The organism is Type-A symbiont of Plautia stali, from assembly GCF_059731155.1.
The window spans coordinates 949,998-963,906 of sequence record NZ_AP035891.1 but is presented as its reverse complement, the minus strand read 5'-3'; the positions used below and the strand labels follow the sequence as shown (position 1 = coordinate 963,906).

The window sequence follows — 13,909 nt, the reverse complement described above, 5'->3', positions numbered from 1 at the left end:
GTCTACTTCCGCGTCGGGTGCGGCGTTAATTTAGTCTAGACTTAGCCAAGCGTTCTTCGTGAGGAGAAGATCATGACTCAGCTATCCCCGCGCCATCAGCCCCGGCTATTTCGCAGCTTTTTTCAGGGCAGCTTCCCCTGCTCTACCGCCTGCCGCAGCGGCGGGCGACGACTGGATATGGTCATCAGCAGCGGCCACGACATGCTGCTGGAGAAAGATTACGCCGCGCTGGCGCAGGAGGGATTGCGCACCGCGCACGACGGCGCCCACTGACACCTGATTGAGGCCACGCCAGGTGAATACGACTGGCGCACCTTTCTGCCGATGATTCACGCGGCGGCGCGCCATGATTTACAAATCATCTGGGAGCTGGCGCACTTTGGCTACCCCGATCATCTCGATATCTGGAAGCCGGCGTTTGTGGAGCACTTTGGCCGCTTCGCACGCGCCATGGCGCAGCTGATGCGGGATGAGGGCGTGAAGCAGCCGTTCTTTACGCCCATCAATCAGATATCCTTCTGGTCCTGGGCCGGCACCGATGTCTCCTGGCTCGATCCCTACGCCAGCGCGCGTGGCCGCGAACTGAAACGTCAGTTGGTGCGAGCCTCGCTGACGGCCATGCACGCCATTCGCGACGTCTATCCGGATGCCCGCTTTGTACTGACCGACCCGCTGGTGCAGATCGCCGCCGATCCGCATAACCCCGACAGCAAACCCTATGCCGATAGTCAGCATCAGGCGCAGTTTGAAGCTTGGGACTGGCTGGCGGGTCGTGACGCACCGGAGCTGGGTGGTCAGCCCGATTTTCTCGACATCCTTGGACTGAACTATTATCCCGACAACCACTGGTTCTTCTCCGGCGACACCATTCCGCCCGACCACCCGCAGCGTCAGCCGCTGCACCGGCTGCTGATGCAGTGCTGGCAGCGTTATCAGCGCCCGCTGCTGCTGGCGGAAACCGGCGCGGAGGGCGACGCGCGCGCGCGCTGGCTGCGGCATGTCAGTGATGAAGCGCGGCTGGCCTTAGCGCAGGGCGTGGCGCTGGAAGGCATTTCGCTCTATCCGGTGGTGGAGTATCCGGCGTGGGCCGACGATCGGCGCTCGCCTGGCGCGCTGTTTGGTCTGGGCGATCCTAACGGCAATCGCACCCTGCACGAAGCGCTGGCGCTGGAGTTACGCAGTCAGCAGATTAAATGGCGCACCCAGGATTAAGAGTGCTGCACCGGGCTGGCGGTTTTGGGCGGGCAGGTTTGTACATCCAGTGACGGATCGGCTGGATGGCGTACGTCCGTCAGCCAGGTCATGGTGAAAAGGAACACTACGCCGATCAGGCAGGCGGAAAGCAGTCTAATGATGGCGATCAGTTTGTCATCCCGGGATTCCATCGACATCTCCTTGCGGGCGTCCGTAGTCGGCTGCTGGCCTCAGCTCATCCATTAATGTAAGCATCAGGACGAAGATTATAAGGGTAACCGAGGTCACTGCAAGTACCACAATGGCGAAGTGCGCATCATCCAGCGGTTGCCGTAAAGGTTCGTCGTGATCGTCAGGTGGCGCGGGTGAACTCATGATGACTCAACAGGAAAGAGGCGTTTTTCAGCGGGATTGCCGCACAGAGTGTAATGGAATAGCGGCCAACGTACAGCATTATATTCTGCCGGAAAAGACCACGGAGCGTCGCTACGCCCCGTGGTGGCCGCTTAGAAATCGTAGCTCATGCTGATTTTCAGCGTACGCTGGTCGCCCTGCGCGAGGTAGGTGCCCGTGTCATCAACGTTTGACCAGTACTTCTCATTGGTGACGTTTTCGACCGCCACGCGCCACACCAGATCGTTCTGATTCACCTTCATGCGGTAACGCATGCCGAGATCCAGCGTGGTATAGCTGTCCAGCTTCAGGGTGTTGGCCGAGTTGGCGTACTGAGAACCGCTGTGGTTGAGCAGCGCCGTGGCCGTCAGACCCTCCACCGGCTTGATGTCATACTCCGCGCCCAGCACGTAGGTGTAGCGCGGCACGCCGATCGCCTGTTTGCCATCGTAGGTGCCGCCGGCGGTTTTCTTCATCACCGGATCGATCCAGGTGGCGCTGGCGTTGAGGCGCAGGCCCAGCACCGGCTCACCAAACACGTTGGCTTCCACGCCGCGATGGCGCTGCTCGCCATCCATTACGTAGACATTGTCACTGTTGATCAGGCCGGACGGTTTCTGGATTTCGAACAGCCCCAGCGAGCCGCCGATGCGGCCGAAATCCGTTTTCACGCCGATCTCATTCTGCTTCGAGTACGCCACGCCGGTCACGGTGCCATAGTTGACGGCGTCTTTGGGTGCCACTTCACCAAGCTGCAGCGCTTCCGTATGGTTCGCGTACAGCGCCACTTCTTTCCACGGCTTGTAGACCACGCCATACGTTGGCATCCAGCGGTCGTTGGTGAAGCGCGAATCAACGCTTTCCGCGCCGGTGTTGTAGTTATAGCTGCGCACCACCACTTTCTGATGGCGTGCACCAACGGTCAACCAGCAGCGTATCGTCCAGTAATCCCAGCGTATCGCTCAGCAGATAGCCCTGAGTGCGGGTGCGCGAAGTGGTGAGCGGATCGGAGAACTTGCCGCCGGCGAAGGTGGCCGCCGGTTCAGCCACGTTACCGCTGTGGTAGATATTAAACGGCGTGCCCACCAGCGACATGTCGTAGGCATTTTTCGCATTGGTGGTCAGCGCCGAGTAACCCACGTTGACTTTATGACTGACGAAACCGGTGTGGAAATCACCTCGCAGCCCCACCATGCCGCTCATGTTGTCCTAAATGCGGTTGGAGTAGAAGCTGCTAATGGTACCGTCACCGTTGCTGTCGGTAATGGTCGGCGCGCCGTAATTGCCGGTTTCATGGGCGTGCTGTGCGCCGAGGCCGGCATACGCCGTCCAGCTGTCGGTAATATCGTATTCTGCTTTGGCGATACCGAATTCGGATTCCATATCGCTGTACACCCATTTCTGGCTGTAGTTGTGCGAATTTGACGGCACCGCCGGGATCACGCCGGCGCTGGCGAATTTCACGCCCTGTAAGCCGTCATGGAAGGTTTTCTTCTGATAGCCGACGTCCAGCGAGGTGCGCAGCCGGTCGCCGCGATAATCAAGACCGACCGAGGCCGCCGTGGTGCGTTTTTTCTCACCGTCAACGCCGGTTTCGCCCTCGCGATGCACGGCGTTAAGCCGCACGCCAAACTGATTGTTATCGCCAAAGCGACGCCCCACGTCCAGCTTTCCGCCGACCTGTGACGAGGAGGTGTAATCAATACCAACACGATTGACCGGCGTATCTTCGGCATGCTTCGGCTCGAGGTTGATCATACCGCCGACGCCGGAACTGGCTGCGCCGTTAACCAGACTGTTCGCGCCTTTGAAGATCTCCACGCGATCAATCAGCGAAGCGTCCATCACCTGGCGCGGTACAACGCCCGGCAGACCGCCGAAGGTCATATCATCGCCGTCGAGAGTGAAACCCCGAATGCGGTAAGTTTCAGCAAAATTGCCGTAACCTTTTACGTTCTGAACGCCCGCATCGTTGCGCACCACATCGGCGATGGTTTGCGCTTGCTGGTCCTGAATCATTTTTGCCGTATAGCCGATGACGTTGAACGGCACGTCCATGGCGTTTTGCTCGCCCAGCATGCCGAGGCGACCGCCGTGGGCAATCTGGCCGTCGAGAAAGGCCGGTACTAAGTCGTTACCGCCGGGTTTGAATTCACTCTGCGGCGTGGCGGTGACGGTCAGCGTCTGCTATTCGTTATCGCCCTGAGGAGCATTACTGGTGTTAGTGGTAGCAGCCATCACTGGCAAACAACCGGCGCTGACCAGCATGGCCAGCAGCGTCGGTTTCATTCCGGGATTGAAAGGCGTTCTGCGCATGGTTATCCCCTGATGCAAACTATACTGAGAATCATTATTATTGCGTTTTGCGATTATGCACAGCGTACAGCCAAATGCAAGCGAAATCCGGCGGAGTATCACCGCCAGAGGCATCATTGGGGAGAAAGATTCCCGCCGGGCGACGGGAATAAGGGGTAAACGGAGAGACTCAGGCGTCGCGCCAGCGTTTAAACACCAGCGAAGTGTTGATACCGCCAAAAGCAAAGTTGTTTGACTGGACGTAATCGGTCTGTAGCTGCCGAGGCGCGCCAATGATGTAATCCAGCTCACCGCATTCGGCGGCGGGCTGCGTCAGATTCAGCGTTGGCGCAAACCAGCCCTCACGCATCATCTCAATACTAATCCAGGCTTCCAGCGCGCCGCAGGCGCCCAGCGTGTGACCGAAGTAGCTTTTCAGCGAAAAGATTGGCGTACGATTGCCAAAAATCGCTGCCGTCGCCTGGCTTTCAGCAATATCGCCGCGATCGGTGGCGGTACCGTGTGCGTTAATGTAACCAATCTGCGCTGCCGTCACCCCTGCGCTGTCCAGCGCGCGCTGAATACAAATCTGCATAGTTTCACGCTGCGGCTGAGTGATATGGGCCGCGTCACAGTTAGTGTGAAAACCGACCAGCTCAGCATAGATGGTCGCGCCGCGCGCCTGCGCATGTGCCAGCGATTCCAGAATCAGCGTGCCCGCCCCTTCGCCAATCACCAGACCGTCGCGCTGTTGATCGAACAGTGCCGGCGAGGTGTGCGGCGCGTCGTTACGCTGGCTGGTGGCAAACAGCGTATCGAACACTGCGACTTCCGAGGGGCACAGCTCCTCTGCCCCGCCCGCGACCATCACGGTCTGATAGCCATGGCGAATGGCTTCCCACGCGTAGCCAATCGCCTGGCTGCCGGAAGTGCAGGCGCTGGACGTGGGGATCACGCGACCGCGCAGACCAAAAAACAGTCCGGCGTTAACCGCCGTGGTGTGGGGCATCATCTGCACATAGGTGGTGCCGGTGATGTTGTTGGTGTGCTTCTCGACCAGCATGGTGGCGAACTCGCTCACCGGGCCGGTGCTGCCGGTCGAAGACCCATAGGCGATGCCGGTTTCACAGTTAGTCAGCACCGGATGGTCAATCAGGCCGGCCTGCTCCAGCGCCAGCTCGGTGGCACGCGTCGCCAGCAGTGAGACGCGGCCCATGGCGCGGATGCGTTTACGCGTGTAGTGCGGCGGCAGCGTGAAGTCATCGACCGGCGCGCCCAGCAGAGTGTGCAGGCCATCATAGACTTGCCATTCCGGCATTTTACGTACCGCATTCTGGCCCTGTTTAATGCGCTGCGCCACCGCGCTCCAGCTCTCGCCAAAAGCGGTGACGCCGCCCATACCGGTAACAACTACCCGCTGCATCACAACATCCCTCCGTTGATGGAAATCACCTGCCGCGTAACGTAGCCAGCGATATCCGACATCAGATAGCTGGCCAGGCCAGCGACTTCTTCTGCCGCGCCCATGCGTTTCATCGGAATGATTTTCAGCGCTTCGTCGATCACCTGCGGCTCAAGATCGGTCATGCCGGTATCGATCAAACCCGGCGCGATACAGTTAACGGTGATTTTGCGTTTCGCCAGTTCAATCGCCAGCGCTTTCGTGGCGCCGATGATACCGGCCTTGGCCGCGCTGTAGTTGACCTGCCCGCGGTTGCCCATCATGCCGGATACTGAAGAGAGGGTAATGATGCGTCCGCCCTGGCGCAGGCCGATCATCGGCATGACGCATGGATGAATCACGTTGTAGAAGCTGTCGAGGTTGGTGTGGATCACGCTGTCCCATTCGTCTTCGGTGAGCGCCGGAAAAGCACCGTCGCGGGTGATGCCCGCATTGCTGATCACACCATAATAGGCACCATGCGCGGCGATATCCTGCTCCAGCGCGTTACGCGTGGCTTCCCGCTGTGCAACGTCAAACTGCAGAGTGCGGCCGCGGCCTGCCTGCAGCAACGATCTGCGCCGGCGTCTGCTGTGCACCGGCGGCGTCGCGGTGGTAATGCACCACGATATCAAATCCGTCGGCAGCCAGACGTAAAGCCATGGCACGGCCAATACCTTTACTGGCCCCGGTTACTAATACGCTGCGGGTCATCACTCGGTTCCTTGTTGCGCTAATCGGGTTAATTCGTCGTCGTCGGGCTGGTAGGTGTTCAGTAGTCCGCTGGCCAGCAGGCTGGTGCCGCAGCGGATCTCGCCCTCAAAACTGCCCAGTTTGTTATCGCGCATCAGCAGGTGCATCTCAATCTGCAACTCACTGTATGCCGCGAAGGTGGGTGCACTGGCACGATAGCCGCGCCCGCCCAGCAGCATGCCGGGGCGGATGTCACTGGCGCCGCGCTGGCGGGCATGAAAGCCGGACCAGACGCCCACGGTCTGCGCCATAATCTCGACACCAAACCACGCCGGCAGCTCGCCCTGCGGCGTGAGAAACGGTGCCAGCACGCCGTGCGGGCTCACCGTGACCGCACAGACAACGCTGTCTGGCGTGACGTCAAGCACGCGCTCAAGCAGCAGCAGCGGCGCGCGGTGCGGCAGGTAATCGCCCACCGGCAAAAAATCATTCATGCGAAGATCCTACAATCAGGCAGGTATTGTTCCCGCCAAAGGCAAATGAGTTGGAGGCAATCACCGGGCGCGCCAGCGGCTGTGCCACAGTCAGCAATCCACAGGGCGGCAGCGTACTATCCTGCGTCGCGTGCGAAAAATCCTGCGGCGGCAGCGACAACTGTTGCTGGATAATCAGGGCCGCCAGCGCAGCTTCGGTTGCGCCTGCTGCGCCCAGCGTGTGGCCGGTGAGATGCTTAGTGGAACTGCACGGCACGGCATCGCCAAACAGGCGGTGAATCACCGCCGCTTCAGCCTGATCGTTCAGCGGCGTGGCGGTACCGTGCAGATTGATATAGCCCACCTCGTGCGGCTGCAAACCGGCCTGCTGCAGCGCCATGTGCATGGCGGCTTCCGCGCCCACGCCCTGCGGATGCGGCGCTGACATGTGCCAGGCATCTGACGATTCACCGCAGCCCAGCAGCGCCAGCGGCTGTGGCTCACGCGTCAGCAGCAGCAGCGCCGCCGCTTCGCCAATCGAAATACCGTCGCGTCCGGCGCTGAACGGTGCGCAGTGATGTTCCGACAGCGAATCGAGGCTGGCAAAAGCCGTTAATCGGCATGCGGCTGAGCGAGTCCGCACCGCCCACCAGCGCCACGTCGGCCAGACCGGCGGCAATCAGCCGCGCCCCGCTGATGATGGCGCGCGCGCTGGAGGAGCAGGCAGTAGAAAGGGTGTACGCCGGGCCATCCAGTTGCAGATAGTGCGCCAGAAAGCGCGACGGATCGCCCAGTTCCTGCATCCAATAGTCAAAACCGGCATGGCCGCCGTCCGTCTGCCGATCGCCCTCATCCACGCCGGAGGTACTGGTGCCCAGCACGATGGCCACGCGGGCGCGACCATAGCGCGTAATCGCCTCATCCAGCGCTGGCTGGCACTGCTGCAGCGCCGCCAGCAGCAATCGATTGTTGCGCGTATCATGCGCAGCCAGTGCCGCCGGTACCGGCGGCAGCGCGCCCGGCACTTCGCCCAGCCAGCAGCGCTTGCCCTGCGCTAACCAGCCGTCACGCGGCTGCATGCCGGGAGCTGTGCCCTGCTGTAGCTGGGCGGCAATCTGAGCCAGGCTGCTGCCCAGCGCATTGACCATGCCAAAAGCCGACAGGTAAATCATGAGGAGGCGTCCAGATGCTGGATATGAATCTGATAGCCAAAGGCGCGCTGATCGACGCTAATCGGCTCACGCTGTTCCCCGCGCTGCAGATAATGAATCTGGCTGATCAGCTGGCCGGAGGCATCGCGCAATTCGCGCCGATGGCCAAGATCGCGCAGCGTCCAGCCGGACGGCAGCTGCGGCTGCCACGCGCTGACCGGCCAGTAGCTCAGCATAATATCGGCCAGCACCTGGCTGGCGGCAGGTCGGGCAGCGCCATCATCTGCTGGGTATGAATCCCCTGTTGATCGTAAGTGACGCGGAATAGCCGGATGCCAAGCGACGACAGCCCGGCCAGCGAGATCTGCTGCGCATCCGCGCTGAGCAGCACCAGCAATGACTGGGTTTTGCCCTTCACGCGCCCGGTCAGCAACTGCTGCTGCTGAAAGCCGGGCGAGATGCCCGGTGCCGGCAGCGTGACGCGCACGCCGGGTTTGAGCCAGGCCGTGGGCCGGCTGGACTCGTCATGGTAAGACGCACACCCGCTCAGCAGCAGGCTGAGCGCCAGCAGTAACGCACCCATTCTCATCGTGATTTCCTTTTTCCGCCCGCCAGCGCCAGCGGCGCCAGTAAAAATGCACAAAAAATTCCGCTGCACAGCACGGTACCAAAGCTGCTGATAGGGCTGGTGCTGCTGAATACCAACATGCCCTGCGTCAGCAGCGTGGTCATCATCGCCAGCGTTACCGCCAGCATCGACGTCAGCGGCGTGCCGCGCGGATTACTGAAGAACAGCGTGTAATTGATGCCAATGCCCAGCACCAGAATCAGCGCCAGCAGCGCAAACAGATTCAGACTGGCACCCAGCCAGCCGAGCGTGGCCAGCGCGGCCGCCAGCGACAGCCATGACGGTAGCGCGCTGCGCAGCCCGGCTTTGAGGCCAAGGCGCAGGGTATAACTGACGGTGATCAGCAGCAGCGCCAGCGCCAGCAGGCCGCTTAGCAGCGTGCGCCAGAAGCCAAACAGCTCATCGTAACGGGCTTTGCGATCGACCCAGCTCACGCCTGCCTGCGGTGTCGCCAGTTTTTGCAGCGCGGCACTGTTCTTCACGCCACTCACCGGGACCAGCACGCTGCTGCGTCCGTCAGGCAGCGACAGCCACAGCAGCCACCAGCCTTCACTCAGCGGACTCGCCAGCCAGCCCTGCTGCTGCGCGCGCTGCAGTTCGGGCGCCAGCGCATTAAGCCGCTGCAACACCTGCTGCTCGTTATCACCCCAGATCACAAACCAGGTTTGATAGGCCTGCTGCCCGGTGAGCTGCGCCAACTGGCGATCCTGCGCCAGCAGTTGCGCCGGCGCGCTCTGCAGATGGGCAATATTATCGTCGACGCGCAGCTGTAAGATGCCGCTCAGCGCGTAAAGGGCTACCAGCAGAGGTAAACCGACGCGCAGCCCGCGCTGGTGGCGCCACGCGGCCAGCTCTTTGCTGCTGACCCCGGCAAACGCCGAGAACAGCTGCGCCAGAATCCAGTCGGCCTGCGCGCCGCCGCCGTGCTGCAGTCGCGCACGCGTCAGTGGATCGATCAGCCCGTTGCGATGCTGATAAGCAAAGCTTCCCCAGCGCTGCAGCTGATGATCATCCAGCGCGCCGCTGACCTCACTGAGCATCGGCAGTGCCTCGAGCTGAGCCTGCCACCACGCGGCGGCGGCGTCACCGTCCGCACCGGGCGCACTCACCAGCCACACCAGCTGGCGGTCGAGCCGCTGCATAAAGCCCTGCTGAATCTCTGCCGGTGCCTGGCCAAGATTCTGCTGCGGCAGCAGAGCCAGCACGCTGCTGTTGATGTGGCAGCGCGGCAGTAACCAGGCCAGCGCCAGCATCAGCAGCAGACAGACGGCCAGCCACGCGCGCGCGGCAAAAATTTCACTGCGCTGCGGCAAAACGGGCTCGCTCTTCATCAGTCAGTTGGCTGGGCTGCGTACGGGTATCGCTCAGAGTGATTTCCGTTTTATCGCCCTAGCGGTCATCCAGCGTAATGCGGTTGAGATACGCCGCGCCCTGCAAATCGATGCGGTTAAAGATCTTATTCAGCGGTGCCGCTTTTGGCGTCAGACTCAGCTGCCAGCCGTCGCGACCGCCATCGCGGAAATCGAGCACAAAATTCTCGCGCAATACCTGCTCATCCGCCTGGAACAGCGCGCGCAGCAGATGGTTAAACTGGAACATTTGCGGATTGCTGTCAGCGGTGATCACCTGCGGCGGCTGGCCGCTCATGCTTTGCACCATGCGGTGATCATCCAGAATCAGCGTCATCGGGAACGGTGTCGCCTGGTGCCACCACAGCTCCTGCTGCTGAGCAATCAACAGCTGGCCGCGCGACACCAGCGGCTGAGCCATGCCGGCGATGCTGCGCACCTGAACAAAGCTGGCGCGAATCACCGGCTGGCTGGCAAAGCGCTGCTGTAGCTGTTCCAGCGTCACCGCGCTGGCGCTCAGCAGCGTCAGCAGCAGGCAGAACAGACGAATAATGATGACACCCCCAAACGCTGCAGCAGAATATCTGGCGAGACAAAGCACATCTGCTGCGTGCTGGCGCTGAACGCCACCTGTAGCGTGTGCGCTTTGGTGGTCACCTGCCCGGCAGCGTTACGGATGACATAATCGATGCGCAGCCGGTTTTCATATTCGCTGATGCTGGCTTCAACACGAATGGCCTCTTCACAGCGCAGCGGCAGACGGTATTTAACCCGGGTATCGACCACCGGCCAGACGTAGCCGCTGGCGCTCATCTCTGCATAGCTGTAGTTAATGCTGCGCAGCAGCGCTTCACGCGCCACTTCGAAGTAGCGGAAATAGTTGCCGTCCCACACCACGCCCATCGGATCGCAGTCATGAAACGAGACCACCCGTTCAATCTCCGCGCGCCAGCTTGCGTCACGCATCGCGTTGCTCCTCTTCGGGCAGAGCCCAGAAATCGTAAAAGTTAAACCAGTCCAGCGGGGCCAGCAGGGCGTGATGCTGCAGGCGCGCAGCGTAGCGATCGACCGCCGCCTGCAGTGCCTGCTGTCGCCCATTGCGCGGCAGCGGTAAAGGATCGGCAAAGGCCTCGCAGTGCACGCGCAGTTTGCCCTGCTGGCGCAGCGCGAACATCAGCAGCACCGGACAGCGCAGCGCTGCCGCCAGCACAAACGGTCCCTGCGGGAACGGTGCCGGTTGGTCCATGAATTCACTCCACACCACGCGCCGTTCGCCGCCGCGCTGACGCTGCACGGCGGTGCGGTCGCCAACGATGGCCACCCACTCACCGGCATCCAGCTTTTGCTGCAGTAAAATTGCGGTGTCCGGGCCGATATCACTGACCGGCAGCAGATTGACGCCCGCCTGCGGCGCAATGCTCTCCAGCACCGCGCGGAAGCGCTGGGCGTTGTCGGTGAACGCCAGCGCGTTGATCACCAGACCGCTGACCTGCTTCGCCATCGCCCGGCAGGCTTCGATATCGCCCAGATGCGAGGCGAGAACCAGCTGGCCTTTGCCTTCAGCGGCGCTAATCACCGCTTCAGCACCGGACGCGAAGTCGATATCGCGTCCCCATTGCAGGTCACCGCGCCAGCTGGCGACTTTATCCAGCATGCTGTCGCCAAAACGCAGGAAGTGGCGATAGCTGCTGAGCGGCCGCGGCAGCGCAATCTGCTGTTGATGCGCCACGGCCTGTACGCGCGTCAGCCACTGCTGCGACGCCGCCCGCGCCGCGCGACCGCTCAGCCAGTACACCGCCACCACCGGCCACAGCAGCAGAATAAACGGCAGGCGACCGGCACGCTGGTACAGCCACAGCATAAAGCGCAGCCCCTACTGCCCGCGGCGCTCTGGCGTCGCTACCCAGTACGCCTGCTGACGCCAGCGGGATAGCAGCTGCGGGATGCGTGGCAGCATGCCAAAGAACAGGCGGGTGTGCATCCACGAGATACGCAGGTTGTCGTGCAGCGCGTCAAAGTGTGAGACGCCGCTCGGGGGATAGGTCACGCGCGTGCGGATAAACCGGCTCGGCGTGCCCTGCCAGTAGAGGCGCACCATGATCTCGGTGTCAAAATCCATGCGCTGGCCAATAGCGCGGCGATCGCACAGCTCAAGCGACGCTGCCAGCGGATAGACGCGGAAACCGCACATGCTGTCTTTCAGCGAGAACGACAGCGTTTCCACCCATACCCAGAAATGGGTGATGTAGCGACCATAGAGCCAGGATTTCGGGATTGAGGCATCGTACTACGGCTGGCCGGAGATCAGGCAGTGCGGATAGCGTTCGGCCTCTGCCAGCATGCCAGTGTGTCCTCCACCTGATGCTGTCCGTCGGCGTCCAGCTGCAGCGCATGACTGAAGCTCGCGGCCGCGGCGGCGCGCAGTCCGGCAATCACCGCCGCTCCCTTACCCTAGTTGTGCGGCAGCGTCAGCACCTGGAGCTGCGGCGCATCCAGCGCAGCGATATGCTGTTTCGTCCGGGCATCGCTGCCGTCGTCGATCACGATCACCGGCAGGTTGAACGGGGCCAGCCGCGCCAGCACCGACGCCAGCATGGCACCGTGGTTGTAGCAGGGAATCAGCACGCAGGGCGCAAACGACGCACTCAGCACAGGCGAATCTTCCCGCTGCTGGCGACCTCAGCCTGCGCACCGTGCAGCAGCGCGTAGCGAAAATTCAGCAGCGACTTCTCCGGCAGCCACTGCAACTGCAGCTCCAGCTGCGCATCCGGCGGCACCGGCTGCTGGAATTTGATGTTTTCAATCGAGGCAAAGCTTTTACCCGGCGCGAGGCGCGTCAGGCCGTAGTGCAGCACCCAGTCAAGCTGCGCCACCCCCGGCAGAATCGGCAGCGTCGGGAAGTGGCCGCGAAACCACAGCAGGTCGGCAGCCGCCAGCAGGCGCAGGGTGAGCGTGCCATCCTGCTGTTGCGCGTCTAATTCAACCGGTAATATCAAACAGTTCCTCTATCTGCGGCCATGCGCGTTTGCTCTGCGCCGTGACCGGAATTGCCGTCACCACCCGCCAGTAGCGCGGCATGGCGACCGGCTCCAGCCAGGGTTGCAGCGCGCGTTTCCATTGTTGTTTACGCTGGTGCAGCGTTGCGGCGTCTAGCAGCTGCGGCAGTGCCAGCACCACCGCGATGGCATGGCGGCCGTGACGCTGAATCGCCAGCGCGGCGGCATCTTCCACACTAGGCAGCGCCAGCAGGCGACGCTCTACTTCGCTCAGCGACACGCGCTTGTCTTCAATTTTCATCACCCGAGCCTGCCGCCCTGCCAGCTGAAACTGGCCCGACTGCTGCTGCACAATGCGATCGTCCAGCGCACAACCAGCGCGGCTCTCCAGCAGATCGGAGAAGACCTGCCAGCGCTGCGGCGCGATCTCGCGCAGCGAGACGTGGGGGAAACACTGCCACAGCGCAGCGTCATCGCTGGCCCGGCGCCACGCGATCACCCCGGTTTCGGTACTGCCATAAATTTCATCCACCGCGCAGTCCAGCGTTTGCTGCGCGCGTTGCGCATCCGCGCCCGGCAGCGCGCCGCCCGCGGAGACAATCAGTGCACAGGGCGGCGCCACCAGCGCAGTGTCCAGCCGGCGCAAAAATGCCGGACTGCTGATAAAGGCGTAGCGGCGATCGGCACGCTGATCCGCCAGTTGCTCACCATAAAAAATTTGCTGCGCGGCGAACGGCAGGCCGAGCGCCATCGGCAGAATAATGCGAAAGCTCAGGCCATACAGATGCTGATGGCTTACCGAGGCAATGACGTGACACGCCTGCAGACGCGTTCCCCACAGGTCGGCCAGCCACTGGGCTTCCAGATCCATGGCGCGCAGTGATTTGACCACGCGACGCGGCGTTCCGGTTGAGCCGGAGGTGAACAGCACCAGACTCGCCTGCGCCGCCATCTCTGGCAGTGCGCCCTGCGCCAGCGCGCCGTCCCAGCGTAGCTATGGCAGGGTTACCGCCAGCGGCATATCGCTGATCACGCCATCAAGACTGTCGTGCATTTCTTCCAGCTGCGCCGCGCGGCAGTGGCCGGGGATGACCGGCGTTTTGCCGGCGTACCAGCTCGCCAGCAGCGCTACGGTAAAGTGGTAACTGTTGTCAAAGCACAGCGCCCAGCGTGCGCTAGGCTGCGCCTGTAGCTGATGGGTTAAGCCCAGCACCTGCTGCCGCATCTGCGCCAGCGTATGCTGCTGTTGTCCCTGCCAAGCGACGAGACGATCGGCGCCGTGCAGCCCGCCACGGC

General features: G+C 62.0%; 5 protein-coding genes and 9 pseudogenes. 1 reads left to right on the top strand and 13 read right to left on the bottom strand.

Features of this window, described 5'->3' with window-relative positions; translation table 11 throughout:
- Positions 1-72: 72 nt before the first annotated feature.
- Positions 73-1,212: pseudogene (locus AC6I8M_RS05130) on the top strand (glycoside hydrolase family 1 protein).
- Here AC6I8M_RS05130 and AC6I8M_RS05125 read toward each other — a convergent pair.
- The 13 genes and pseudogenes from AC6I8M_RS05125 to AC6I8M_RS05065 all read right to left on the bottom strand — a co-directional run bounded on the left by AC6I8M_RS05125 (position 1,209) and on the right by AC6I8M_RS05065 (position 13,898).
- Positions 1,209-1,391, bottom strand: a complete 183-nt coding sequence (locus AC6I8M_RS05125; RefSeq protein WP_498013848.1) for a hypothetical protein — start codon at positions 1,389-1,391, stop codon at positions 1,209-1,211. The pseudogene AC6I8M_RS05130 and the gene AC6I8M_RS05125 overlap by 4 nt on opposite strands.
- 309 nt (positions 1,392-1,700) lie before the next feature.
- Positions 1,701-3,825 (bottom strand): annotated as a pseudogene (locus AC6I8M_RS05120) (TonB-dependent receptor).
- Between the two features lie 247 nt (positions 3,826-4,072).
- Positions 4,073-5,305 carry a beta-ketoacyl-ACP synthase gene (locus AC6I8M_RS05115; RefSeq protein WP_010617295.1) on the bottom strand — a complete coding sequence of 411 codons (1,233 nt, stop codon included), beginning with the start codon at positions 5,303-5,305 and terminating at the stop codon, positions 4,073-4,075.
- Positions 5,305-6,037: pseudogene (locus tag AC6I8M_RS05110) on the bottom strand (3-ketoacyl-ACP reductase FabG2). The gene AC6I8M_RS05115 and the pseudogene AC6I8M_RS05110 overlap by 1 nt, the downstream one beginning before the upstream one ends.
- Positions 6,037-6,510, bottom strand: coding sequence for a hotdog family protein (locus tag AC6I8M_RS05105; RefSeq protein ID WP_010617298.1), 474 nt, complete (start codon positions 6,508-6,510; stop codon positions 6,037-6,039). The pseudogene AC6I8M_RS05110 and the gene AC6I8M_RS05105 overlap by 1 nt, the downstream one beginning before the upstream one ends.
- A pseudogene (locus AC6I8M_RS05100) lies at positions 6,503-7,661 on the bottom strand (beta-ketoacyl-[acyl-carrier-protein] synthase family protein). The gene AC6I8M_RS05105 and the pseudogene AC6I8M_RS05100 overlap by 8 nt, the downstream one beginning before the upstream one ends.
- A pseudogene (locus AC6I8M_RS05095) lies at positions 7,658-8,229 on the bottom strand (DUF3261 domain-containing protein). The pseudogenes AC6I8M_RS05100 and AC6I8M_RS05095 overlap by 4 nt, the downstream one beginning before the upstream one ends.
- A pseudogene (locus tag AC6I8M_RS05090) lies at positions 8,226-9,119 on the bottom strand (MMPL family transporter); the annotation flags it as partial. The pseudogenes AC6I8M_RS05090 and AC6I8M_RS05095, both read right to left, overlap by 4 nt.
- Positions 9,120-9,564: 445 nt before the next feature.
- A pseudogene (locus AC6I8M_RS05085) lies at positions 9,565-10,170 on the bottom strand (outer membrane lipoprotein carrier protein LolA).
- Positions 10,143-10,583, bottom strand: coding sequence for an acyl-CoA thioesterase (locus AC6I8M_RS05080; RefSeq protein ID WP_010617302.1), 441 nt, complete (start codon positions 10,581-10,583; stop codon positions 10,143-10,145). The pseudogene AC6I8M_RS05085 and the gene AC6I8M_RS05080 overlap by 28 nt, the downstream one beginning before the upstream one ends.
- Positions 10,576-12,266, bottom strand: a pseudogene (locus AC6I8M_RS05075) (glycosyltransferase family 2 protein). The gene AC6I8M_RS05080 and the pseudogene AC6I8M_RS05075 overlap by 8 nt, the downstream one beginning before the upstream one ends.
- The gene (locus AC6I8M_RS05070; RefSeq protein WP_041387672.1) at positions 12,263-12,610 is read right to left on the bottom strand and encodes an ApeI family dehydratase; all 348 of its coding nucleotides are present in this window, start codon (positions 12,608-12,610) and stop codon (positions 12,263-12,265) included. Before AC6I8M_RS05070 ends, AC6I8M_RS05075 begins: the two are co-directional and overlap by 4 nt.
- Positions 12,597-13,898: pseudogene (locus tag AC6I8M_RS05065) on the bottom strand (AMP-binding protein). The gene AC6I8M_RS05070 and the pseudogene AC6I8M_RS05065 overlap by 14 nt, the downstream one beginning before the upstream one ends.
- Positions 13,899-13,909: the final 11 nt, after the last annotated feature.

What these genes read in the sequence shown, in the direction of transcription:
- AC6I8M_RS05115 (WP_010617295.1), bottom strand. Translation starts at nt 5,305, where the DNA reads ATGCAGCGGGTAGTTGTTACCGGTATGGGCGGCGTCACCGCTTTTGGC.
- AC6I8M_RS05105 (WP_010617298.1), bottom strand. Translation starts at nt 6,510, where the DNA reads ATGAATGATTTTTTGCCGGTGGGCGATTACCTGCCGCACCGCGCGCCG.
- AC6I8M_RS05125 (WP_498013848.1), bottom strand. Translation starts at nt 1,391, where the DNA reads ATGTCGATGGAATCCCGGGATGACAAACTGATCGCCATCATTAGACTG.
- AC6I8M_RS05080 (WP_010617302.1), bottom strand. Translation starts at nt 10,583, where the DNA reads ATGCGTGACGCAAGCTGGCGCGCGGAGATTGAACGGGTGGTCTCGTTT.